This is a genomic window from Achromobacter sp. GW823-FHT04E03 (assembly GCF_058796095.1).
Genome location: NZ_JBXAIJ010000004.1, coordinates 1 through 21121, shown reverse-complemented (window position 1 = coordinate 21121; position 21121 = coordinate 1). Strand labels below are relative to the sequence as shown.

The 21121-nt window shown below is 65.7% G+C and carries 22 protein-coding genes; 15 read left to right on the top strand and 7 right to left on the bottom strand.

The window, feature by feature from the left end; translation table 11 throughout:
* Nucleotide 1: 1 nt before the first annotated feature.
* From mreD to AC1RHV_RS25205, 3 genes are all read right to left on the bottom strand, one after another.
* Entirely contained in the window at nt 2-568 is a 567-nt protein-coding gene (mreD, locus tag AC1RHV_RS25215) for a rod shape-determining protein MreD (protein ID WP_054456889.1), read from the bottom strand.
* A complete protein-coding gene (mreC, locus tag AC1RHV_RS25210) occupies nt 555-1439 on the bottom strand; it encodes a rod shape-determining protein MreC (RefSeq protein WP_042796087.1) in 885 nt (294 codons plus the stop codon). The genes mreD and mreC overlap by 14 nt, the downstream gene beginning before the upstream one ends.
* 84 nt (nt 1440-1523) lie before the next feature.
* Nucleotides 1524-2567: a rod shape-determining protein gene (locus AC1RHV_RS25205; protein ID WP_006216320.1), complete on the bottom strand. Its 1044-nt coding sequence runs from the start codon at nt 2565-2567 to the stop codon at nt 1524-1526.
* Nucleotides 2568-2794: 227 nt separating this feature from the next.
* On the opposite strand from AC1RHV_RS25205, the gene gatC reads away from it, so the two are divergent.
* From gatC to AC1RHV_RS25180, 5 genes are all read left to right on the top strand, one after another.
* The gene (gene gatC, locus AC1RHV_RS25200; protein ID WP_054456891.1) at nt 2795-3103 is read left to right on the top strand and encodes an Asp-tRNA(Asn)/Glu-tRNA(Gln) amidotransferase subunit GatC; all 309 of its coding nucleotides are present in this window, start codon (nt 2795-2797) and stop codon (nt 3101-3103) included.
* 3 nt (nt 3104-3106) lie between these two features.
* Nucleotides 3107-4642, top strand: a complete 1536-nt coding sequence (gene gatA, locus AC1RHV_RS25195; RefSeq protein WP_175162430.1) for an Asp-tRNA(Asn)/Glu-tRNA(Gln) amidotransferase subunit GatA — start codon at nt 3107-3109, stop codon at nt 4640-4642.
* Between the two features lie 4 nt (nt 4643-4646).
* The gene (gatB, locus tag AC1RHV_RS25190) at nt 4647-6104 is read left to right on the top strand and encodes an Asp-tRNA(Asn)/Glu-tRNA(Gln) amidotransferase subunit GatB (protein WP_492302215.1); all 1458 of its coding nucleotides are present in this window, start codon (nt 4647-4649) and stop codon (nt 6102-6104) included.
* Nucleotides 6105-6232: 128 nt separating this feature from the next.
* On the top strand, nt 6233-6478 hold the full coding sequence (locus AC1RHV_RS25185) for a type II toxin-antitoxin system Phd/YefM family antitoxin (RefSeq protein WP_054456897.1): 246 nt from the start codon (nt 6233-6235) through the stop codon (nt 6476-6478).
* The gene (locus AC1RHV_RS25180; protein WP_054456899.1) at nt 6475-6942 is read left to right on the top strand and encodes a type II toxin-antitoxin system VapC family toxin; all 468 of its coding nucleotides are present in this window, start codon (nt 6475-6477) and stop codon (nt 6940-6942) included. The genes AC1RHV_RS25185 and AC1RHV_RS25180 overlap by 4 nt, the downstream gene beginning before the upstream one ends.
* Nucleotides 6943-6990: 48 nt before the next feature.
* On the opposite strand, the gene pyrE is transcribed toward AC1RHV_RS25180, so the two are convergent.
* Nucleotides 6991-7674 (bottom strand): orotate phosphoribosyltransferase, encoded by a 684-nt coding sequence (pyrE, locus tag AC1RHV_RS25175; protein WP_492302214.1) that lies wholly within the window; start codon nt 7672-7674, stop codon nt 6991-6993.
* Nucleotides 7675-7806: 132 nt separating this feature from the next.
* Between pyrE and AC1RHV_RS25170 the strand changes: the two genes are divergently transcribed.
* Complete coding sequence (locus tag AC1RHV_RS25170) at nt 7807-8595, top strand: exodeoxyribonuclease III (protein WP_492302213.1); 789 nt, start codon at nt 7807-7809, stop codon at nt 8593-8595.
* On the opposite strand, the gene AC1RHV_RS25165 is transcribed toward AC1RHV_RS25170, so the two are convergent.
* A complete protein-coding gene (locus AC1RHV_RS25165) occupies nt 8577-9491 on the bottom strand; it encodes a LysR substrate-binding domain-containing protein (protein WP_175213023.1) in 915 nt (304 codons plus the stop codon). The genes AC1RHV_RS25170 and AC1RHV_RS25165 overlap by 19 nt on opposite strands.
* Before the next feature lie 110 nt (nt 9492-9601).
* Here AC1RHV_RS25165 and AC1RHV_RS25160 point away from each other — a divergent pair, with 110 nt between their 5' ends.
* On the top strand, nt 9602-10213 hold the full coding sequence (locus AC1RHV_RS25160; protein WP_175181509.1) for a LysE family translocator: 612 nt from the start codon (nt 9602-9604) through the stop codon (nt 10211-10213).
* Nucleotides 10214-10642: 429 nt separating this feature from the next.
* Nucleotides 10643-11989, top strand: a complete 1347-nt coding sequence (gdhA, locus tag AC1RHV_RS25155; RefSeq protein ID WP_054456908.1) for an NADP-specific glutamate dehydrogenase — start codon at nt 10643-10645, stop codon at nt 11987-11989.
* Nucleotides 11990-12223: 234 nt separating this feature from the next.
* On the opposite strand, the gene AC1RHV_RS25150 is transcribed toward gdhA, so the two are convergent.
* Nucleotides 12224-12724 (bottom strand): copper chaperone PCu(A)C, encoded by a 501-nt coding sequence (locus AC1RHV_RS25150; RefSeq protein WP_119450180.1) that lies wholly within the window; start codon nt 12722-12724, stop codon nt 12224-12226.
* A 19-nt stretch (nt 12725-12743) separates the two neighbouring features.
* The gene (locus tag AC1RHV_RS25145) at nt 12744-13643 is read right to left on the bottom strand and encodes a LysR family transcriptional regulator ArgP (protein WP_125471798.1); all 900 of its coding nucleotides are present in this window, start codon (nt 13641-13643) and stop codon (nt 12744-12746) included.
* Nucleotides 13644-13789: 146 nt separating this feature from the next.
* Between AC1RHV_RS25145 and AC1RHV_RS25140 the strand changes: the two genes are divergently transcribed.
* The 7 genes from AC1RHV_RS25140 (at nt 13790) to AC1RHV_RS25110 (ending at nt 21007) form a co-directional block, all read left to right on the top strand.
* Entirely contained in the window at nt 13790-14422 is a 633-nt protein-coding gene (locus AC1RHV_RS25140; RefSeq protein WP_054457287.1) for a LysE/ArgO family amino acid transporter, read from the top strand.
* Nucleotides 14423-14524: 102 nt separating this feature from the next.
* Nucleotides 14525-14836, top strand: a complete 312-nt coding sequence (locus tag AC1RHV_RS25135) for an antibiotic biosynthesis monooxygenase (RefSeq protein ID WP_119450179.1) — start codon at nt 14525-14527, stop codon at nt 14834-14836.
* 52 nt (nt 14837-14888) lie between these two features.
* Nucleotides 14889-15830 carry a LysR substrate-binding domain-containing protein gene (locus AC1RHV_RS25130; protein ID WP_054456916.1) on the top strand — a complete coding sequence of 314 codons (942 nt, stop codon included), beginning with the start codon at nt 14889-14891 and terminating at the stop codon, nt 15828-15830.
* 330 nt (nt 15831-16160) lie between these two features.
* Nucleotides 16161-17324: an ABC transporter substrate-binding protein gene (locus AC1RHV_RS25125; protein WP_054456918.1), complete on the top strand. Its 1164-nt coding sequence runs from the start codon at nt 16161-16163 to the stop codon at nt 17322-17324.
* Between the two features lie 143 nt (nt 17325-17467).
* Entirely contained in the window at nt 17468-18340 is an 873-nt protein-coding gene (locus AC1RHV_RS25120; protein ID WP_054456919.1) for a branched-chain amino acid ABC transporter permease, read from the top strand.
* Between the two features lie 3 nt (nt 18341-18343).
* A complete protein-coding gene (locus AC1RHV_RS25115; RefSeq protein ID WP_119450178.1) occupies nt 18344-20266 on the top strand; it encodes a branched-chain amino acid ABC transporter ATP-binding protein/permease in 1923 nt (640 codons plus the stop codon).
* A gap of 18 nt (nt 20267-20284) precedes the next feature.
* Entirely contained in the window at nt 20285-21007 is a 723-nt protein-coding gene (locus AC1RHV_RS25110; protein WP_013396767.1) for an ABC transporter ATP-binding protein, read from the top strand.
* Nucleotides 21008-21121 lie beyond the last annotated feature (114 nt).

Below are 21121 nucleotides of genomic sequence, written 5' to 3'. Positions count from 1 at the left end.
GTCAGGCGGAGGAGGATTCAGCGTCGTCGACACCGCGCTGCGGCAAGTGCAGAACCCAGCCCGCCAGCGGCCACAAGGCGGTGGTCAGGAGCACGCTGATGCCCCAGTCCCAACCCGGCCATTTGCCGGCCAGCCACGCATGGATGATCTGGGTCACGAAGCGGGCAATGAAGAACACAGGCAGCATGTGCATGGCCTGGCTCCAGAGGTCGAAGCGCTGCAGCCGGCGGTGCAACACCACCGCGCCGTAGGCGACCAGCGTGTACGACAGCGCGTGCTCGCCCAAGAGGCCGGCGTCGTGCACGTCCATCAGCAGCCCAAAGAAGAAGGCGGTGAACAAGCCGACGCGGCGCGGCTCATGCACGCACCAGAAGGCGATGATCAGCAGCAGGATGTCGGGCGCGCCCTGCCACAGGCGCCAGGGCAGCAGCGACACCAGCCACGCCACCAGCACCGTGGCCCAGACGAACAAGCCGTGCGCCGGGCCGGAGAGCCGGTCGGGCTGCACGTTGCTGGGGGTGCCGAGGCGGCGCGCGGCCTGCCCCGAGGATTGATTAGTCCGATCCACCGGAATCGACCTCCTGACGGTTGGACTCGGCGCGCTCCACATCGACCTGCAAGACCAGGAAGTGGCGGTAGCGTTCGGGATGGGCCAGCGGTTCGCATACGGCGCGCGCGAAGCCGGAGGCGGTGTCGCGTTCGACCGAGGTCACCTTGGCCACAGGCAGGCCTGCCGGGAACAGCCCGCCGACGCCGCTGGTGACGATGGTATCGCCTTCCTTGATGTCGGCGTTGGCGGCAAGGTAACGAACTTCCATCTTGCCGGGCGAGTTGCCGCCGAACGCAATCAGGCGCAGGCCGTTGCGCAGCAGCTGCACGGGGATGGAGACCTGTTCGTCGGTGACCAGCGCCGCCTCGGCGGTCATGGGCGTGACGCGCACGATCTGCCCGACCACGCCGCCTTCGTCGATCACCGGCATGCCCGGGGCCAGCCCCGCCTTGCTGCCCTTGTTGAACACCAGGCGCTGCGTGAATGCGTTGGTGGGTTCATACATGACCTCGACCACCACCGCGGATTGCGCCACGGTATCGGTCACCCCGAGCAGCCGGCGCAACTGCGAGTTCTCGGCAGCCAGCTGGGCGCCATGCGTGGTCACCTGGGCCAGCTCGATGCGCTGGCGCTGCAAGGCTTCGTTTTCGCTACGGATGAGATTGGCCGCGTTGACCCATTCGTTCACTTGCTGGACGAGGTCTCGCGGCGCCATGACGGCGCGTTGGAAGGGATACAGCGCGACGGACATTGCGCGGCGCGCCGGTTCCAGCATGCGCCATTGCGAATCCATGACGATCAGGGCCAACGCAAGGACGACCAGAACGACCAGCCGCACCTCCGCAGGTGGGCCGCGCCTGAATAGGGGAGGAGTCCCTTGTCGTTGCATGAATATCAGCCCGGACGCCCGCGTCCGTCGCTCCGGCAGCGGCCGGAGCCGTGAAAAAGCGGGGCTCCGGGCTGGCGGGCAAAATTAGTCGTTGATGAAGATGGCGCCCAGTTTCTCAAGGTGTTCCAGCGCCTCGCCGCAACCGCGCACGACGCAGGTCAGCGGATCGTCCGCGACCACGACGGGCAGGCCGGTCTCTTCCTGCAGCAGGCGGTCCAGGTCGCGCAGCAGCGCGCCGCCGCCGGTCAGGGCGATGCCCTTGTCGGTGATATCGGCGCCCAGTTCGGGCGGGGTCTGTTCCAGCGCGATCTTCACGGCCGAGACGATCTGGTTCAGCGGGTCGGTCAGCGATTCCAGGATCTCGTTGGACGAGACCGTGAAGCTGCGCGGCACGCCTTCGGCCAGGTTGCGGCCCTTGACCTCGATCTCGCGGACTTCGGATCCCGGGAACGCCGAGCCGATTTCCTTCTTGATCAGTTCGGCGGTGGGTTCGCCGATCAGCATGCCGTAGTTGCGGCGGATGTAGTTGACGATGGCTTCGTCGAACTTGTCGCCGCCCACGCGCACGGAGCCCTTGTAGACCATGCCTCCCAGCGAGATGACCGCCACTTCCGTGGTGCCGCCGCCGATGTCGACCACCATGGAGCCGCTGGCGTCGGACACGGCCAGGCCGGCGCCGATGGCCGCGGCCATGGGTTCTTCGATCAGGAAGACGTGGGACGCGCCCGCGCCCAGGGCCGATTCACGGATGGCGCGGCGTTCGACCTGGGTGGAGCCGCAGGGCACGCAAACGATGATGCGCGGGCTGGGCGCCAGCATGTTGCGGGGGTGCACCATGCGGATGAACTGCTTGAGCATCTGCTCGGTGACCGTGAAGTCGGCGATGACGCCGTCCTTCATGGGCCGGATGGCTTCTATATTGCCGGGAACGCGGCCAAGCATCTGCTTGGCTTCATGGCCGACGGCTTGAATGATCTTCTTGCCGTGGGGACCGCCTTCATGACGGATTGCGACCACGGACGGTTCATCGAGCACGATGCCCTTGCCGCGGACGTAGATCAGCGTGTTGGCGGTACCGAGGTCGATCGCCATATCGCTGGAAAAATAACTGCGCAGGAATCCGAACATGGGAGCTCAGCTAAATTCTGGGGGGAATGAGGTACATGCCGCGGGGCGTAGGGCCCGTAAAACAACGGGTCCGCCTGTCATCACGGCGATTAAACCGTGAATCATAACTTATAATTTCCCCGGAAATAGCGCATAAATGCAGGCTATTCAAGCTTTGTAACGGGTTCGGCATATGCATACTGCCCTGTCCCGCCCCTCGGCCTTCGCTTATCGATTTGCAATCCCCCATGGCGCTCAATGACACAGATGTGGCCCGCATTGCCCGGCTGGCCAGAATCGAACTGACCCCCGACCAGCGCACCGTCGCGCAGGCCGAACTCAACGGCATCCTCCACCTGATCGAACGGCTCCAGTCCGTCGATACCCAGGGGGTCGAACCGCTGGCTCACCCGCTGTCCGCCCATGAGGACATCGTGCTGCGTCTGCGTGAAGATGTCGTGACCGAACCCAGCTCGGAGGCCCGCCGCGAGGAGCTGCTGGCCAACGCCCCCGACGCCCAGGAAGGCCTGTTCCTGGTTCCCAAGGTCCTGGATTAAGTCATGACGAAACCCGCTCTGCACACCCAATTCAAGGGGATCGCCGCCCTGCGCGCGGCCCTTGCGCAACGCCAGATCAGCGCCGTCGAGCTCGCCCAAAGCGGCCTGGCGGCCGCCGAAGCGGCCAGCGGCCTGAATTGCTTTTTACATATTGACGCCGAATTGACGCTGGCCCAGGCCCGCGCCGCCGACGCCGCGCTGGCGTCCGGCTCGGCCGGCCCGCTGGCGGGCATCCCGATCGCCCACAAGGACGCCTTCGTCACCCGCGGCTGGCGCACCACCGCCGGCAGCAAGATGCTCGAAGGCTACGTCAGCCCGTTCGACGCCACCGTCGTCGAACGCCTGGGCGAAGCGGGAGCCGTGTCGCTCGGCAAGCTGAACTGCGACGAATTCGCCATGGGTTCCGGCAACGAGAACTCCGCCTACGGCGCGGTCAAGAACCCCTGGGACCACGCTGCCGTGCCCGGCGGCTCCTCGGGCGGCTCGGCCGCCGCCGTGGCCGCCCGCCTGGTGGCGGCCGCCACCGGCACCGACACCGGCGGCTCGGTGCGCCAGCCCGCCGCCCTGTGCGGCGTCAGCGGCATCAAGCCCACCTACGGCACCGTATCCCGCTTTGGCATGGTGGCCTTCGGCTCCAGCCTGGACCAGGCCGGCCCGCTGGCCGAAAGCGCCCGGGACCTGCTCGAACTGCTGGACGTCATCAGCGGCTTCGATCCGCGCGACGCCACCAGCCTGGAAAAATGCGACGCCGCCGCCAACGCGCCCGGCCGCGTCCGGCGCGACTTCGAGGCGGCCCAGGGCCGTTTCGACGCCGCCGGCAGCCAACCGTTGAAAGGCCTGCGCATCGGCGTGCCCGCCGAGTACTTCGGCGCCGGCCTGGCGCCCGACGTGGCCGCCGCGGTCGAGGCCGCGCTGGTCCAGTTCGAAGCCCTGGGCGCCGTGCGCGTGCCGGTGTCGCTGCCGCGCACCGAACTCGCCATTCCCGCCTACTACGTCATCGCCCCCGCCGAAGCGTCCAGCAACCTCGCGCGCTACGACGGCGTGCGCTACGGCCACCGCGCCGCCCAGTACGGCGACCTGAACGAAATGATCAGCCGCTCGCGCGCCGAAGGCTTCGGCGACGAGGTCAAGCGCCGCATCCTGATCGGCACCTACGTGCTGTCCCACGGCTACTACGACGCCTACTACCTGCAGGCGCAGCGCCTGCGCCGCATGATCGCGCAAGACTTCCAGCGCGCCTACGCCGACCAATGCGACGTGATCATGGGGCCGGTGACGCCCACGGTGGCCAAGAACATCGGCGACAACCGCGACGATCCCACGGCCGACTGGCTGGCCGACGTCTACACGCTGGGCGTGAGCCTGGCCGGCCTGCCTGCGATGTCGATCCCCTGCGGCTTCGGTGGCGCTGGCAACCAGCGCCCGGTGGGTCTCCAGATCATCGGCAACTATTTCGACGAAGGCCGCCTGCTGGCCATCGCCGACCGCTACCAACAAGTGACGGACTGGCACACGCGTGCCCCGGTCCAGCAAGGCTGAGAACATGAACTGGGAAATCGTCATCGGCCTGGAAACGCACACCCAGCTTTCCACGGACTCCAAGATTTTTTCGGGTAGCAGCACCGAATTCGGCGCCGCGCCCAACACCCACGCCAACGTGGTCGACCTGGCGCTGCCGGGCAGCCTGCCGGCCATGAACCGCGGCGCCGCCGAACGCGCCATCCGCTTCGGTCTGGCCGTGGGCGCCACCATCGCGCCGCGCTCGGTGTTCGCGCGCAAGAACTACTTCTACCCCGACCTGCCCAAGGGCTACCAGATCAGCCAATACGAGCTGCCGGTGGTGGTGGGCGGCTCGCTGTCCTTCTTCGTCGGCGAGGAAGAGAAAACCGTCAATCTGACGCGCGCCCACCTGGAAGAAGACGCGGGCAAGTCCCTGCACGACGACTTCAGCCTGGCCAACGGCGCCCCCGGCAGCGGCATCGACCTGAACCGCGCCGGCACGCCGCTCCTGGAAATCGTGACGGAACCCGAAATGCGCTCGGCCGCCGAGGCCGTGGCCTACGCCCGCGCCCTGCACAGCCTGGTCGTGTGGCTGGGCATTTGCGACGGCAACATGCAGGAAGGTTCGTTCCGCTGCGACGCCAACGTGTCCGTGCGTCCCGTGGGCCAGAAGGAATTCGGCACCCGCACCGAGATCAAGAACGTCAACTCGTTCCGCTTCCTGGAACGCGCCATCGTCTATGAAGCGCGGCGCCAGATCGAGCTGATCGAGGATGGCGGCACGGTGGTCCAGGAAACCCGTCTGTACGATGCCGACCGCGACGAAACGCGCAGCATGCGCAGCAAGGAAGACGCGCACGACTACCGCTACTTCCCCGACCCCGACCTGCCCACGCTGGTGATCTCCAGCGCCTGGGTCGACGAGGTCCGCGCCGCCATGCCCGAACTGCCGGCCGCCCAGCGCGCCCGTTTCGAATCCGAGTACGGCCTGCCCGCCTACGACGCCGCCCAGCTGACCGTCAGCCGCGACCTGGCCGCCTACTTCCAGGCGGTGGCGAACGCGCTGCCGGCCGGCCAGGCCAAGCTGGCCGCCAACTGGGTCATGGGCGAAGTCTCCGCCGCCCTGAACAAGGACGAAAAGAGCATCGCCGACTCTCCGGTCCAGGCGCCGGCGCTGGCCGCCCTGATCGGCCGCATCATCGACGGCACCATCTCCAACAAGATCGCCCGCGAAGTCTTCGGCGCCATGTGGGCCGGCGAGAACGGCGGTCAGCCTGACGCCATCATCGAGGCGCGCGGGCTCAAGCAGATCAGCGACACCGGCGCCATCGGCGCCATGATCGACGAGGTGCTGGCCGCCAACCCGGCCATCGTGGAAGAGTACCGGGCCGGCAAGCAGAAGGCGTTCAATTCGCTGGTGGGCCAGATCATGAAGGCCGCCCGCGGCAAGGCGAATCCGCAGCAGGTGAATGATCTGTTGAAGCAGAAGCTGGATAGCTGACCGCGCAGGACGCCCCGGCAACGGGCGCATTCCTGACGTATCAGACGAAACGAAGGGCCGCGGCATATTGCCGTGGCCCTTCGTTTATCCAAGAATGATCCGGTCGACTTTTGCCCGGAGGCTTGGACATGAACTACCTGGAAATCAGCACCAGCGAACTACTGCACAGCTTTTCCGACCACCTGCAGGCGGTCCGCGAAGGCCAGCATTTCATCATTTCACTGGACGGCGTGTTCTGCGCCAGGTTGACCCCGGTCCTACCCAGCACGTCGCTGGATGCCCATGATGCGCTTGAGGCAATGAAAAGCTTCAAGCCAGCACCGGCCGTCCCCCACGAAGTCATCCGTTCCTGGGTCGAAGAGGGCCGGGAATGAATCCGATCCACTTGATACCGGACGCCTCGCTTGCGCTGGCGTGGCTGGTCGACCGCGCGGACGCCCACGAAGCGCTGATGGCCCGGCATCTGCTGGAAACGGCCCACGAATCTGAAAACACGGTGCCCCTCATCTGGCACACGGAAGTCGCGAACGGCATGTTGCGCGCCGAACGTAGCCAACGGGCGTCGGCGGGTCAGCTGTTCTCGTTCAGACAGCTACTCGAACGCCTGCCCATACTTCCGGATCCGGCCGCCCCATCTTCCAGCGTGGCCCGCAGCTATCTGCTGGCTCGAACGCACGGCTTGACCGTCTACGATGCCAGCTATCTCGAACTGGCCCAAAGAACCAACGGCTATCTGGCCACCTTTGATCGCAAGCTGGCGGATGCCGCCCGGGCGAGCGGTGTTGCCGTCTTTGGCCAACCCCACGGCGTCGCCGAGCCAGCGGCAAGCTACGGTTAAAAAAAGGGCAGCACCTGGCCGCCCCTTTCTACTCGCCAAGGACGAGGTTTACTTCACCCCGTACTTCGTCCGATAAGCCAACACCGCCTCACGGTGTTCGGCGAACGACGCATCATCCTGCAGCAAGGCCAGAATGTCCGCCAGCGACGCAATCGACACCACCGGCATGCCGTAAGTCTTGGCCACGTCCTGCACGGCAGAATGCGCCGACAGCGCGTCGTCCGGACCCGCGCGTTCCATGCGGTCCATGGCGATCAGCACGGCGGCAGGCTCGGCACCGGCCGCGCGGATGATCTCGACCGATTCGCGCACCGAGGTGCCCGCGGTGATCACGTCGTCAATGATGACGACTTTGCCCTTGAGCGGCGCGCCGACCAGGGTGCCGCCCTCGCCGTGGTCCTTGGCTTCCTTGCGGTTGTACGCGAAAGGCACGTCGCCGCCCTTCATGTCCGGGTGGCCGGCCAGCGCCACGGCGGTAGCCGTGGACAGCGGGATGCCCTTGTAGGCCGGACCGAACAGCATGTCGAATTCCACGCCCGAATCCAGCAGCGCCTGGGCGTAGAACTGCGCCAGCTTGCCGACCGAGCGTCCGCTATTGAACAGGCCCGCATTGAAGAAATAGGGACTGATCCGACCCGATTTGACCTTGAAGCTGCCGAAACGCAGCACGCCCTCGTTCAGGGCGAAGCGGACGAAATCCAGGGCGGTGACGGAAGATTGGGCGGCGGGCATGCGTAAAGGTCCGGTAGATGGCAAACGCCAGCATTTTATCCGCTGTCGGGGCTATTCCCGGGCGGCGGCGCGGAGTCGGTTAAATTGCTGCCATTGCCCCGGCCCTGGCGGCCGCTCAACAGGAGTTTCGCTTTGCTGCGCATCACGTCGATCAATCTCAACGGTATCCGGTCCGCCTTCCGCAAGGGCCTGCAACCCTGGATGGAAAAGCACGCCGCCGACGTGCTGTGCCTTCAGGAAATCAAGATATCCGACGAAGACCTGACCGACGACCTGCGCCACCCGCCCGGCTATACCGGCCACTTCCACCATGCCGTGAAGAAGGGCTATAGCGGCGTGGGCATCTATCTGCGCGACGCGGCCGAGCGGGTGAACGCCGGCCTGGAATGCGAGGAATTCGATCCCGAAGGCCGCATCATCCGCGCTGACTGGAAGAACCTGTCGGTCATCAGCGCCTACCTGCCCTCGGGCTCCAGCGGCGACGAGCGCCAGCAGGCCAAGTACCGCTTCCTGGACCGCTTCGGCCCCTGGATCGACGCCCTGATGCACGAACACAAGACCACCGGCCGCGAGTTCATCATCTGCGGCGACTGGAACATCGCGCACAAGGAAATCGACCTGAAGAACTGGAAGGGCAACATGAAGAACTCGGGCTTCCTGCCCCAAGAGCGCGCCTGGCTGACCGACGTGTTCGACAAGCGCGGCTTCGTCGACGTGTTCCGCACCATCGATGACCGCCCGGACCAATACACCTGGTGGAGCAACCGCGGCCAGGCCTGGGCCAAGAACGTGGGGTGGCGCATCGACTACCAGATCGCCACGCCGGGCATCGCCGCCCGCGCCCGCAATGTGGCCATCTACAAGGACGAGCGTTTCTCGGACCACGCTCCCCTGACGATCGACTACGACGCCACGCTCTGACCCGCCGCTTCCCCTAGCGTTGCGGCGGCTTCCCGGCGCAACCATTCCAGAAACGCTGCCGCCCGCGGATCTTCTGAACAAGACCGCGGCGACAGCAGTACATAGGCCGAACCGTCACGGGCAAAGCCGCAAGGCGCCTGCAGCCGGCGGTCGCGCAAGGCGTCGCACGCCATCAGCGCCGAACCTATCGCCACCCCCAAACCGGCGGCGGCGGCCTGCAAACTCAGATAGAAATGCTCGTAGGCCGGCCCGGTCCGGCGCGGGGGTTTCATGCCCGCTGCCCGCGACCATTGCCGCCAGGCTAGCGGACGCGTCGCGCTGCTGAGCGCTGGCGCCCCGCCCCAATCCGCTTCAGCCGGATCCGCGTCCGCGGCGCCGGCCAATCCCGGCCGGCACACCGGTCCCGTCCACTCCTCGCAGACATGCTCGGCATACAGGGCCGGGTCCCAATCGAAGTCATTGCGGCGCAGGGCTACGTCCACACCCTGGGCGCCGAAATCGACCGGTCCGCCCGCAGCGTACAGATGCACCTGCACGCCGGGATGGGCGTGCTGGAAGTCCGGCAGCCGCGGGATCAACCACATCATGGCGATGGTGGGCTCGCAGGACAGCACCAGCGGCGCGTCCGCCGCCGGCTGGCGCAGCTTGGCCAGGCCAGTTGTCAGCTGCTCGAACAGCGCGCTCGTCACCTCGAACAGCTGCCTGCCGGCATCGGTCAGGAAAACAGCTCGATTGCGGCGCTCGAACAGCGCCACGCCCAGCGCATCCTCGAGCAGCCGGATCTGCCGGCTGACGGCGCCATGCGTCACGTGCAACGCTTCGGCCGCCTTGCCGAAAGCCTGATGACGGGCCGCGGCATCGAACACCCGCAACGTATTGAGCGGTGGCAGTTTCATGGCGAAAGGTGATTTTTTCTCACGGATAAGCGGCATTAGAAATCGTTTTTCCGGCGCGCGCCAGCGTCCCACAATGCCGGCTCCATTTCGCAACCTGCCGCCCTATTGCCATGACCGAACTGATCGCCGTCGCCCTCATCACCATTCTTGCCGTCATCAGCCCCGGGCCGGACTTCGCCATGGTCACGCGCAACAGTTATCTGTTCGGCCGCCGCACCGGCCTGATCTGCGCGCTGGGCATCGCGCTGGGCGTGCAGGTGCACGTGTTCTATACGATGTTCGGTGTCAGCCTGCTGGCGCATTACGCGCAGCCCGTGCTGCAGGGCATCAAACTCGCGGGCGCCTGCTACCTGGTCTACATGGGCTGGAAGACTTTCTTCAACCGCACCCAGGTCAGCCGCGACTTGTCGGCCCGCCCGCCGATCTCGGGTTGGCAGGCGCTATACAGCGGCTTTCTGACCAACGCGCTCAATCCCAAGACCACGCTGTTCGTGGTCAGCACCTATACCCAGGTCGTGTCGCCCGGCACGCCGCTGTCGTGGCAGTTCGGCTATGGCCTGTTCATGTCGCTGGCGCACTGGATCTGGTTCGGCGTGGTGGCGTGGTCGGTGTCCTCGCCTTTCCTGCGGCGGCTGCTGCTGGATCATCAGCTTGCGGCCGATCGGGTGGTGGGAGCGGTCTTGATGGCCTTGGGCGCGGGGCTGGCTGCCGCGCAGTTGTAATCCTGCCCCCGGGGAATGATTTCGCTCAAATAAATAACGGGGACGCATTAAGCAGGCAACACCCTTCGTGCCAGCCCAAACATGCCTCAGACCAGCGGTCCTTTCCTCTGCGGAAGTCGCAAGGGCGCAATACTTCTTGGTGAAAATAAACGGGGACATATTTATTTCCCTAGGGAATTCAAGCATTTCTGCTCAAATCCCCCTCATGAACGCGTCATCCACCCAAATCCAGCCATCAATACGTCCCTATTAAAATAAAAGAAAAAGTGCTTTGATATCAAGGTGATGGCACTATTTTTCGGCTTTGCGCAGGGCAACATTTTGCCCCTACAATTCCCGCACCATACAGGTGCAGCCGTGCACCAAAAAGAATTTTCGCGCCCCAATCCGGCGCAGTCCGCACCTATTCGAAGCACCCCCAAGGAGATCATGTTGAAAGTGCAGAGTCTGGACGACTTCCTGCGTGGCGTCGCCGCGCGCGACCCGCAGCAGCCTGAGTTCATGCAAGCCGTCCAGGAGGTGATGCTGAGTCTCTGGCCTTTCATCGAGAAGCACCCCCACTACGCCGAGCATGCTGTACTCGAGCGTCTGGTGGAACCGGAACGCGTGATCCAGTTCCGCGTGTGCTGGACCGATGACCGCGGCCAGGCCCAGGTCAACCGCGCTTTCCGCATCCAGCACAGCTCGGCCATCGGCCCCTTCAAGGGCGGCATGCGCTTTCACCCCTCGGTGAACCTGTCCATCCTGAAGTTCCTGGCCTTCGAGCAGACCCTGAAGAACTCGCTCACCACGCTGCCCATGGGCGGCGGCAAGGGCGGCTCCGACTTCGATCCCAAGGGCAAGTCCGACGCCGAAGTCATGCGCTTCTGCCAGGCTCTGATGATCGAGCTGTACCGCCACCTGGGTCCGGACACTGACGTGCCGGCCGGCGACATCGGCGTGGGCGCGCGCGAAGTCGGCTTCATGGCCGGCATGATGAAAAAGCTGTCCAACTCCACCGCCAGCGTGTTCACCGGCAAGGGCCTGACCTTCGGCGGCAGCCTGATCCGCCCCGAAGCCACCGGCTACGGCACCGTGTACTTCGCTGAAGAAATGCTCAAGCGCGTGGGCAAGTCCTTCGACGGCCTGCGCGTGTCCGTGTCGGGCTCGGGCAACGTCGCCCAGTACGCAATCGAAAAAGCCATGGCGCTCGGCGCCAAGGTGGTGACCGTTTCCGACTCCAACGGCACCGTGGTGGACGAAGCCGGCTTCACGCACGAGAAGCTGGTGGCGCTGATGCACATCAAGAACGACTTGCGCGGCCGCCTGGACACCTATGCCCGCCAATTCGGCCTGACCTATGAGTCCGGCAAGCGTCCGTGGCACGTGCCGGTGGACGTGGCCCTGCCCTGCGCCACCCAGAACGAACTGGAATTGGCCGATGCGCAAACGCTGATCAAGAACGGCGTGCTGTGCGTCGCCGAAGGCGCCAACATGCCGGCCACGCTGGAAGCCGCCAAGGCCTTCATCGCCGCCCGCGTGCTGTACGCCCCGGGCAAGGCCAGCAACGCCGGCGGCGTGGCCGTGTCCGGCCTGGAAATGGCCCAGAATTCGGCCCGCCTGTCCTGGACGCGCGAGGAAGTCGACGCGCGCCTGCACGCCATCATGCGCGACATCCACGAGAACTGCGTGCGCCACGGCCATAGCGAGCGCGAATACGTGAACTACCTGGATGGCGCCAACATTGCCGGCTTCGTGAAGGTGGCTGACGCGATGCGTCAGCAAGGCTTGTATTAATCCCCCCCCCGAAGCGCTGCGCGCTTCCCCCCCAGGGGGGCGCCGCAGCGGACCGGCGGAGCCCGGCTCCGCGCGGCCCCGATTGGGGGAGACCGGCTTGATGCGGGCGGGTCTGCCTCTGGTCTGACGACGGACCTGCCCCAATAGCGAGGATCTGCCTGAGCCGGCCCCTGGGCCGGCTTAGTCTTTCATGCGACTACACCCGCGCCGTCAGGCGCGGGCGGCGCCTCGCGCTTAATGCTTCATCGTGCCGTGGTTCATGCTGCCGTGGTTCATGCCGGGGTTGTGCGAGGCCGGCTTGACCTTGAATTGCACGGCGACTTCGCCGGCTTTTTCGAACTTCAGCGTGGCCGGGACCGTGCCGCCTTCGGCGAACGGGGCCTTCAGCTTGATGAACATGACGTGGTAGCCGCCCGGGCTGAGCTTGACCTCGGTGTCCGCCGGCAACGCGATGCCGCCTTCCACCTGACGCATCTTCGAGACTCCGTTCTCCGTCTGCACCGTGTGCAGCTCGACTCGCTCGGCCGCGTCGGACGACACCGACAGCAGGCGGTCAGCAGCCTTGGCGTCGTTATCGATGTCCATATACCCCGCGCCATTGGACTGGCCAGGCGCCGACGCACGCACCCAGAGGTCGTCGACCTCGATCTGGCCAACCTTGTAGTCCTTCGCCCAGGCCGAGCCGGCCGTGCACAGGCCCAGTGCGGCAATGACAGCGAACTTGCGGATGTTCATGGGTTGTTCTCCTAGTGGGTTAACGCCGCCTGACCAGGCTGCGGGCAGCTGACAGGACCGAATCCGTCAGGGCTTCCATCGCTTCGGAGTTTACCCGCCAATGCTGCCAATACAGCGGTACATCCTCCCAGGCGCGGCCTCGAAGCAGCATCAGCTGACCTGCATCAAGGTGTTCCTGCACCAAGGGCAGCGGATTCATGGTCCAGCCCAGGCCGCCCAGCGTGGCCTGCACGAACGCGCGTGTCGACGGCACCCACCAGACCGGCGGCTGCCAGGGTGCGGGATCGGCGATCTTGTGCGCGAAGCGCGCCTGCAGCGCGTCCTTGCGGTTGAACACCAGCACCGGCGCCTGCGCCAGCGTCTGGGCGTTGACGCCCAGCGAAAAGTAGCGCTTGTGGAATTCCGGCGTGCAGGTGGCCACGTAGCGCATGCTGCCCAGCGCATGGATGCGGCAGCCCTGGACCGGCTCGGCCAGGGCGGTCACCGCGCCCAGCACCGAACCGTTGCGCAGCAGCGCCGCGGTGTGGTCCTGGTCTTCGGACTGCATGTCCAGCGTGGCGCGGGTGCGCGCGGAGAACTGCACCGCCGCGTCGACGAACCAGGTCTCCAGGCTGTCATGATTGACCGCGACGGGGATGCTGGCATACGGCACATCGTCGTCCGCCACGCCCAGGCGGTCGAGCGCGTCATGCTCCAGCAACGCCGTCTGCTCGGCCAGCCGCACCAGCACCTGCCCGTCCGCCGTGGCTACCGCCGGCACGGTGCGCTGGACCAGCAGGCGGCCCATGCGGTCCTCCAGCGCCTTGATCCGTTGCGACACCGCGGATGGCGTGACGCTCAGCGACAGCGCCGCCCGCTCGAAACTGCCTTCCCGCACCACCGCGGCCAGGGCGCGCAGGTTGCCGTGATCGATTTTCATGAGATTAGATTTACTTAAGATAGTGAAGGAAAATTAGCTTTATTTCATATTCACCGCAAGCGAAAATGCCTTATTACCGGAGCGCCGATAGCGCCCCGCGTTGTCATCCAAACGCCGCCACAGGCGTAGCAGCACAGGTGCAGGTCATGTTCGCCACGTTGTCATCCCCCCTCTTCTTCACTGCCTGGGCCAGCGGTACGGCCACCGGGCTGGGCCTCTTCGCTGTCGTGGGCGCGCAAAGCGCGTTCATCCTGCGACAGGGGCTGATGCGCGCCCACCTCTTGAGCGTGGTCGCCATCTGCGCGCTGATAGACGCCGTCTTCATCTTCGCCAGCGTGTCCGGCCTGCAGGCGCTCACCGCCTGGTTCCCCTGGCTGACAACCGCCGTGCTGTGGTTCGGCGTGGCCTTCCTGTCCTGGTACGCACTGCAATCTGCGCGCCGCGCCTGGACCGCCACCGGCGGCCTGGCCGCCGCCCGCGACGTGGTGCCATCGCGCCGCGCCGCCATGCTGGGCGCGCTGGGCTTTTCGTTGCTGAATCCGCACTTCTGGCTCGACATGGTGGTGGTCGGCTCGCTGGCGCACGGCTTCGAGGAAGCGCGCATGGCATTCGCCGCCGGCGCCTTCACCGCCAGCCTGCTGTGGCTCGCCGTGCTCGGCATCGGCTCCCGCCTGTTCGCCCCGTTCTTCGCCAGCGCGTCGGCCTGGCGCGTGCTGGACGGCATCATCGCCGTGGTCATGGCCGCGCTGGCGGTCAGCCTGGCGCTGAAGGGCGTGTAGACGCGTTTAAGCTACGTTTCCAGCAGTTCCCCCGATCGGCCGCCCGGACCTCCCGGCGGCCGGTTTTCCTGCTTGCCGCACCCGCCGCGTCCGGAGTCCCACATGTACAGCTCCACCTTCATCTTCGCCACCAAGCAGTTCGACGATGATTTTCACCGCCTGGATCAAGCCATCGCCGCTGCCGCGCGCGCCATTCCGGGCTATCTGGGCGAAGAGAGCTGGGCAGACGCCGCGCGCGGCCTGATCTCCAACGTCTACTACTGGGAATCGCTGGAAGCGTTGGAACAACTCATCCGCCACCCTGCGCACCAGCAGGCCAAGGCCGCACAAGCGCGCTGGCTGGACGGCTATCGCGTGGAAATCTCCCAGGTGCTCCGGCGCTACGGCGCAGGGCTGGCGCCGCCGTCCTTATAATCGCCCGGTAGCCAATCTTTCGTCGGGCGCAACACCGGCCCGCCAGACGATCATGCGCGGTCCCAGCCCTTCCAAAGATGTGCGCCTGCCCCCCCTGGCAGCCATCCAGGCCTTCGAGGCAGCCGCCCGCCTGGGCTCCTTCGAACGCGCCAGCGAGGAACTCTTCGTCACTGCCAGCGCCATCGGCAAGCGCATCGCCGCGCTCGAGGCCATGCTGGACGTCACACTCTTCATCCGCAGCAGCCGCGGCGCCACGCTGAGCTCGGCCGGACGCGAGTACCTGGACCAGGTCCGCACCGCGCTGGACCTGCTGTCCGACGCCTCCCTGCACAAGCGCGGCGAACCCAAGCTCGAACCGCTGCGCGTCGTCTCCACCCCCACGTTCGCCCGCCAGGTGCTGATCCCCGCCCTGCCCGGCTTCACCGCCGCGCATCCCGAGGTGGAGCTGGAAATCATGCTGTCCATCCCCTACCTGGACATCATGCCGCCCAATGCCGACGTCTGGGTGCGCTTCGGCAGCGGCAAATATCCCGGCCTGAACGCGCACCAGTTGACGGCGGATCCGGTGTTCGCGGTCTGCGCGCCCGAATACCGCGACCGGCACGGCCCCTTCGAGCGGCCCGCCGACCTGGCCCGGGCGCAACTGCTGCGCTGCCCGATGGAACCGTGGCGGCCCTGGCTGGCCGCCGCCGGGCTGGACTGGCCCGAGCCCGCGCGCGGGGTGTGGCTGGTGGACCTGGGCATCATGTTGGCAGCCGCGCGCGCCGGCCAGGGCCTGGCGCTCACGCGGCGCGCGCTGGCGGCCGAATGGCTGGACGAGGGCAAGCTGGTGCGCGTCCTGGACATCGAAATTCCCGGCGAATGCCAGTATTACCTGTGCACCGAAACCTCGCGCCCGCCGGGCAGAGCGGTCCAAGCGTTTTCCCTATGGCTGGATGACGTGTGCAAACAGGTTTCTCAATGGCCGCAAGGCCTGCGGGCCGGTAAGGAATAAATTTCCAGGCCGGGGCGGAATGAAATTCCGCGCAGCCCGCCGCCGCGCTGGCTAGGATGCCGCCAATGCAATGTCCCGCCCATGCCCGCCACGGCACGCCGCCTTCCATTCCCTTCCCCACAGCAGGCAGCGCCATGGCGCATGACAGGAACCCTCGTGCGTCCGTACTAGGTATTTACGCGGAAAAACCCCGCCGGGTCAGTTTCGCGTAAGTGATTAGGCAGACAGTCACGACACGCCACACAGGAGAGCGCCGCAGCAACGATTTTCGCCGTCTGGCGCCGGCACACGGTTTTCCACGCAGTTCTACCAATTACAACGGAGACATCAATGGATTTTCGTTTGAAGCTGCTAGCAGGAACCCTTGCACTTGCCGCAACGGCCGCGTCCCACGCCGCCGACCCCATCAAGATCGGCGTGGCCGGCCCCTACACCGGCGGCTCGTCCTCCATGGGCGTCAGCATGCGCGACGGCGTGCGCCTGGCCATTGAAGAAATCAACAAGAACGGCGGCGTCATGGGACGCCAGCTGGTCGCCGTCGAACGCGACGACGAAGCCAAGAACGAGCGCGGCGTACAGATCGCCCAAGAGCTGATCAACAAGGAACAGGTCGCCGCCACCGTCGGCTACATCAACACGGGCGTGGCCCTGGCCTCCCAGCGCTTCTACCAGGACGCCAAGATCCCCGTGTTCAACAACGTGGCCACGGGCAGCGTGATCACGCACCAGTTCAAGGCGCCGGAATACCCGAACAACTACGTGTTCCGCAACGCGGCGCATGACAGCATCCAGGCCCCGATGATCGTCGAAGAGGCGGTGACCCGCCGCGGCTTCAAGAAGGTCGCGATCCTGGCCGACTCCACCAACTACGGCCAGCTCGGCCGCGAGGACCTGGAAAAGGCCCTGGACGCCAAGGGCATCAAGCCCGTGGCCGTGGAGAAGTTCAACATCAAGGACGTCGACATGACGGCCCAGCTGCTGAAGGCCAAGGCCGCCGGCGCCGAAGCCGTGCTGACCTACGGCATCGGCCCCGAACTGGCCCAGGTCGCCAACGGCATGACCAAGCTGGGCTGGAAGGTGCCGATCATCGGCAGCTGGACCCTGTCCATGGCCAACTACATCGACAACTCCGGCGCCAACGGCGAAGGCGCGCGCATGCCGCAGACCTTCATCCAGGACCCGGACACGCCCAAGCGCAAGGCCTTCATCGACGCCTACCTGGCCAAGTTCAAGCCCAAGAACAACCGCATCGATTCCCCGGTGTCGGCCGCCCAGGGCTATGACTCCATCTATCTGCTGGCCGCGGCCTTCAAGCAGGCCAACTCCACCGACGGCCCGAAGGTCCGCGAGGCCCTCGAAAACCTGCAGACGCCCGTCGAGGGCGTGGTCATGACCTACAACAAGCCCTTCAGCGCAGACAACCACGACGCGATCACCGTCAAGGAAGTGGTCATCGGCGAGGTCAAGGGCGGCCGCGTCGTCAAGGCCAACTAAGGTCCCGCAGCGCATCCCGGCGGCGGCTGCCCGGCCGCCGCCAGCCGCGCCCTGTCGCCCAGGGCGCGGGCTTGCCGCCGCCTGAAAACCGCGTTCTGCCCAAGGGGGTTGGGACGGAACCACAGCGCTACACGACACACACCATGATTCTTCTACAGCTCATCTATAGCGGTATCGCGCTGGGCATGATCTATGCCGTCATCGCGTTCGGATACCAGCTCACGTTCGCCACGTCGGGCACCCTGAACTTCGGCCAGGGCGAAGCCCTGATGCTGGGCGCACTGGTCGGCCTGACACTGGTCGGCCTGGGCGTGAACTACTGGGTGATGATACCCATCGTCTGCATCTTCGGATTCGCGCAAGGCGCGCTGGTCGAGCGCGTGGGCGTCAGGCCCGCCATCAAGACCCGCTCGGAGTTCGGCTGGATCATGGCCACCATCGCGCTGGGCATCATCTTCAAGAACGTCGCCGAGAACATCTGGGGCCGCGACGACCTGCGCTTCCCCTCGCCGCTGCCGGAAGCGCCCATCCAGGTGCTGGGCGCCAACGTGCTGCCCATGGAGCTGCTGGTGGTGTTCGGCGCCCTGGCGATGATGCTGCTGGTGGAAGTCTTCAACCGCAAATCCATCTACGGCAAGGCCTTCGTCGCCACGTCCAACGACCGCGACGCCGCTGGCCTGATGGGGATCAACACGGGCATGGTGATCACCTTTTCCTACGCGCTGTCCTCGCTGACTGCCGCGTTCGCGGGCGTGCTGGTCGCGCCCCTGACCCTGACCGGCGCCACCATGGGCGCGGTGCTGGGCCTCAAAGCCTTCGCGGTCGCCATCATCGGCGGCCTGTCCAGCGGCATGGGCGTGGTGGTGGGCGGGCTGATCCTGGGGATCGCCGAAACGACCACCGGTTTCTATCTTTCGACGGGGTACAAAGACGTGCCGGGATTGGTGTTGCTGCTGCTCGTACTGACCTTCAAGCCCGCCGGCCTGTTCGGCAAGACCGCGATCAAGAAGGTGTAAGCGATGAAACCCTTGCACCTTTTGCTATCCATCGTGGCCGTGGCCTGCCTGGCCGCCGTGCCGCTGGGCGTGACCAACACGTACTACCTGCACCTCATCGAAACCATCATGATCTATTCGATCCTGCTGTTCGGGCTCGATATCGTGGTGGGCTATACCGGCCAGGTGTCGCTGGGCCACGCCGGCCTGTTCGGCATCGGCTCGTATGTGGCGGGCGTGCTGTTCTTCCATCTGCAGATGCCCATCTGGGTGATCCTGCCCGCGGCCATCCTGATCGCGGCCGCCTTCGGCGCGGTGCTGGCGCTGCCGGCGCTGCGCGTCACGGGGCCGTACCTGGCCATGGTGACGCTGGCGTTTGGCACCATCATCCAGATCCTGATCAACGAGATGACCTTCCTCACCGAAGGCCCCCTGGGCATCAAGATCTCCAAGCCCGCCATCGCCGGACATGTGCTGACCAAGAGCGAGTACTTCTGGCTGGTCGCGGCGCTGCTGGTGCTGTCGCTGATCGTGGTGCACCGCATCCTGAAGTCGCACCTGGGCCGCTCGTTCGAGGCCCTGCGGGACAGCCCCATCGCGTCCGACTGCATGGGCGTGTCGGTCTACCGGCACAAGGTGTTCGCCTTCGTCATCAGCGCCGGCTTCGCCGGCCTGGCCGGCGCGCTGTACTCGTATTCCGAACAGTACATCTCGCCCAACACCTACAACTTCGAACTGACCATCCTGTTCCTGCTGGCCATCATCATGGGCGGGCGCAAGAGCCGCACGGGCGCGCTGCTGGGCGCGTCCATCATCGTGCTGCTGCCCAAGATGCTGGATGACATCTCGACCTTCAGGCTGATCGCGCTGGCCGTGGCCATCCTGGTCACCGTCGGCAGCGCCATCGCAATATCCAAGGGCCGCACCGAACCGCGCCGCGTCGTCGTGCCGGTCGTCGGCACCATCCTGCTGGCGGTGTTCTCGTACTGGCTGGAAGCGGTCACCGACTGGCGCCTGACGATCTTCGGCGCCATGATCCTGTTCGTCGTGTACTACCTGCCCGACGGCATCGTGGGCTTCGTGCGCAACCTGTTCTTCTCCAATCGCCGCGCCGCGCTCTCGGTCAAGTCGGACTTGGTGAAAGCCCAGGACGCCGTGCCCGATGCGGCCAAGGGCAAGGGCGACACGCTGCTGGCAGCCAAGGGCGTGCTGATGCAGTTCGGCGGCCTGAAGGCGCTGAACCAGGTCGACCTGACCGTCAAGCGCGGCACCATCCATGGCCTGATCGGTCCCAACGGCTCCGGCAAGAGCACCATGATGAACGTGCTGACGGGCATCTACGTGCCGACTTCCGGCGCCGTGGAATTCTCGGGCAAGTCGCTGGTCGGCATGACGCCGGCCGACATCGCTGAAACCGGCATTGCGCGCACCTTCCAGAACGTGCAGCTCTTCGGCGAAATGACCGCGCTGGAAAACGTGCTGGTCGGCCTGCACCACACCTTCACCACTGGGCTGGCCGGCATCGCGCTGCGCACGTCCAAGTGGAAAGGCGAGGAACAGGGCGCCCGCGCCCGCGCCATGGCGCTGCTGGAATTCGTGGGCCTGGAGTCCCTGGCCAGCGAGGAAGCGCGCAACCTGCCCTACGGCAAGCAACGCCTGCTGGAAATCGCCCGCGCGCTGGCCCTGGATCCGCAACTCCTGCTGCTGGACGAACCCGCGGCCGGCCTGACCGCGCCCGACATCGTCGAACTGCTGGCCATCATCCGCAAGGTGCGCGACCACGGCATCACGCTGATCCTCATCGAACACCACATGGACGTGGTGATGGGGGTGTGCGACACCGTGTCGGTGCTGGACTTCGGCCAGAAGATCGCCGAGGGCCTGCCCAACGAAGTGCAAAGCAACGCCAAGGTCATCGAGGCGTATCTGGGCGGCGCGCCCGCCTGACGCCAAGGGGACAACAAGATGCTATCGATCAAGAATCTGGAAGCGGGCTACGGCAAGGTGAAGGTGCTGCACGGCATCAGCATGGAAGTGCCTAAGGCCAAGGTAGTGACGCTGATCGGCTCCAACGGCGCCGGCAAGACCACCACGATGCGGGCGCTGTCCGGCATGATCCGCCCCACCGCGGGCGAGGTCACGCTGAGCGGCAAGCGCATCGACGGCCTGGAGTCTCACCGCATCGCGCGGCTGGGCCTGGCGCATTCGCCCGAGGGCCGGCGAGTATTTCCAACGCTGTCGGTCACCGACAACCTGCTGCTGGGCGCTTTCCCGCGCCTGACAGGCAGCCGTCCCAAGGGCGACGTGCAGTCCGACCTGGGCCGGGCCATGGATCTGTTTCCGCGCCTGAAGGAACGGCGCGATCAGCTGGCCGGCACCTTGTCGGGCGGCGAACAGCAGATGCTGGCCATGGCTAGAGCGGTGATGCTGAATCCGGAACTGGTGTTGCTGGACGAGCCTTCAATGGGGCTGGCGCCGATCCTGGTGGAAGAAGTGTTCCGGATCATTGCGCGGCTCAAGGATGAAGGGGTGACGATGCTGCTGGTGGAGCAGTTTGCTGCTGCTGCATTGAATGTGGCGGATTATGGGTATGTGTTGGAGAACGGGCGGATCTCGGTGCATGGGAGTGCGGATAAGTTGAAGCATGATCCGGCTGTTGTGGCGGCTTACTTGGGTGGGTCGCATTAGAGGGATGGCGTTGTTGGCGTTCTTTTGACGCCTGCCACGTCGGGGACTCGCGCTGCGCGGGGCAACGATTGCGGTCCGGAGCGAACGCTCCGGACCGCAATCGTGGGCGCGAGC

What these genes read in the sequence shown, in the direction of transcription:
- AC1RHV_RS25185 (WP_054456897.1), top strand. Translation starts at nt 6,233, where the DNA reads ATGAACTACCTGGAAATCAGCACCAGCGAACTACTGCACAGCTTTTCC.
- AC1RHV_RS25135 (WP_119450179.1), top strand. Translation starts at nt 14,525, where the DNA reads ATGTACAGCTCCACCTTCATCTTCGCCACCAAGCAGTTCGACGATGAT.
- AC1RHV_RS25165 (WP_175213023.1), bottom strand. Translation starts at nt 9,491, where the DNA reads ATGAAACTGCCACCGCTCAATACGTTGCGGGTGTTCGATGCCGCGGCC.
- AC1RHV_RS25180 (WP_054456899.1), top strand. Translation starts at nt 6,475, where the DNA reads ATGAATCCGATCCACTTGATACCGGACGCCTCGCTTGCGCTGGCGTGG.
- AC1RHV_RS25145 (WP_125471798.1), bottom strand. Translation starts at nt 13,643, where the DNA reads ATGAAAATCGATCACGGCAACCTGCGCGCCCTGGCCGCGGTGGTGCGG.
- gatC (WP_054456891.1), top strand. Translation starts at nt 2,795, where the DNA reads ATGGCGCTCAATGACACAGATGTGGCCCGCATTGCCCGGCTGGCCAGA.
- gdhA (WP_054456908.1), top strand. Translation starts at nt 10,643, where the DNA reads ATGTTGAAAGTGCAGAGTCTGGACGACTTCCTGCGTGGCGTCGCCGCG.
- gatA (WP_175162430.1), top strand. Translation starts at nt 3,107, where the DNA reads ATGACGAAACCCGCTCTGCACACCCAATTCAAGGGGATCGCCGCCCTG.
- AC1RHV_RS25125 (WP_054456918.1), top strand. Translation starts at nt 16,161, where the DNA reads ATGGATTTTCGTTTGAAGCTGCTAGCAGGAACCCTTGCACTTGCCGCA.
- mreC (WP_042796087.1), bottom strand. Translation starts at nt 1,439, where the DNA reads ATGCAACGACAAGGGACTCCTCCCCTATTCAGGCGCGGCCCACCTGCG.
- AC1RHV_RS25115 (WP_119450178.1), top strand. Translation starts at nt 18,344, where the DNA reads ATGAAACCCTTGCACCTTTTGCTATCCATCGTGGCCGTGGCCTGCCTG.
- AC1RHV_RS25140 (WP_054457287.1), top strand. Translation starts at nt 13,790, where the DNA reads ATGTTCGCCACGTTGTCATCCCCCCTCTTCTTCACTGCCTGGGCCAGC.
- gatB (WP_492302215.1), top strand. Translation starts at nt 4,647, where the DNA reads ATGAACTGGGAAATCGTCATCGGCCTGGAAACGCACACCCAGCTTTCC.
- AC1RHV_RS25160 (WP_175181509.1), top strand. Translation starts at nt 9,602, where the DNA reads ATGACCGAACTGATCGCCGTCGCCCTCATCACCATTCTTGCCGTCATC.
- AC1RHV_RS25110 (WP_013396767.1), top strand. Translation starts at nt 20,285, where the DNA reads ATGCTATCGATCAAGAATCTGGAAGCGGGCTACGGCAAGGTGAAGGTG.
- AC1RHV_RS25150 (WP_119450180.1), bottom strand. Translation starts at nt 12,724, where the DNA reads ATGAACATCCGCAAGTTCGCTGTCATTGCCGCACTGGGCCTGTGCACG.
- AC1RHV_RS25130 (WP_054456916.1), top strand. Translation starts at nt 14,889, where the DNA reads ATGCGCGGTCCCAGCCCTTCCAAAGATGTGCGCCTGCCCCCCCTGGCA.
- AC1RHV_RS25205 (WP_006216320.1), bottom strand. Translation starts at nt 2,567, where the DNA reads ATGTTCGGATTCCTGCGCAGTTATTTTTCCAGCGATATGGCGATCGAC.
- pyrE (WP_492302214.1), bottom strand. Translation starts at nt 7,674, where the DNA reads ATGCCCGCCGCCCAATCTTCCGTCACCGCCCTGGATTTCGTCCGCTTC.
- AC1RHV_RS25120 (WP_054456919.1), top strand. Translation starts at nt 17,468, where the DNA reads ATGATTCTTCTACAGCTCATCTATAGCGGTATCGCGCTGGGCATGATC.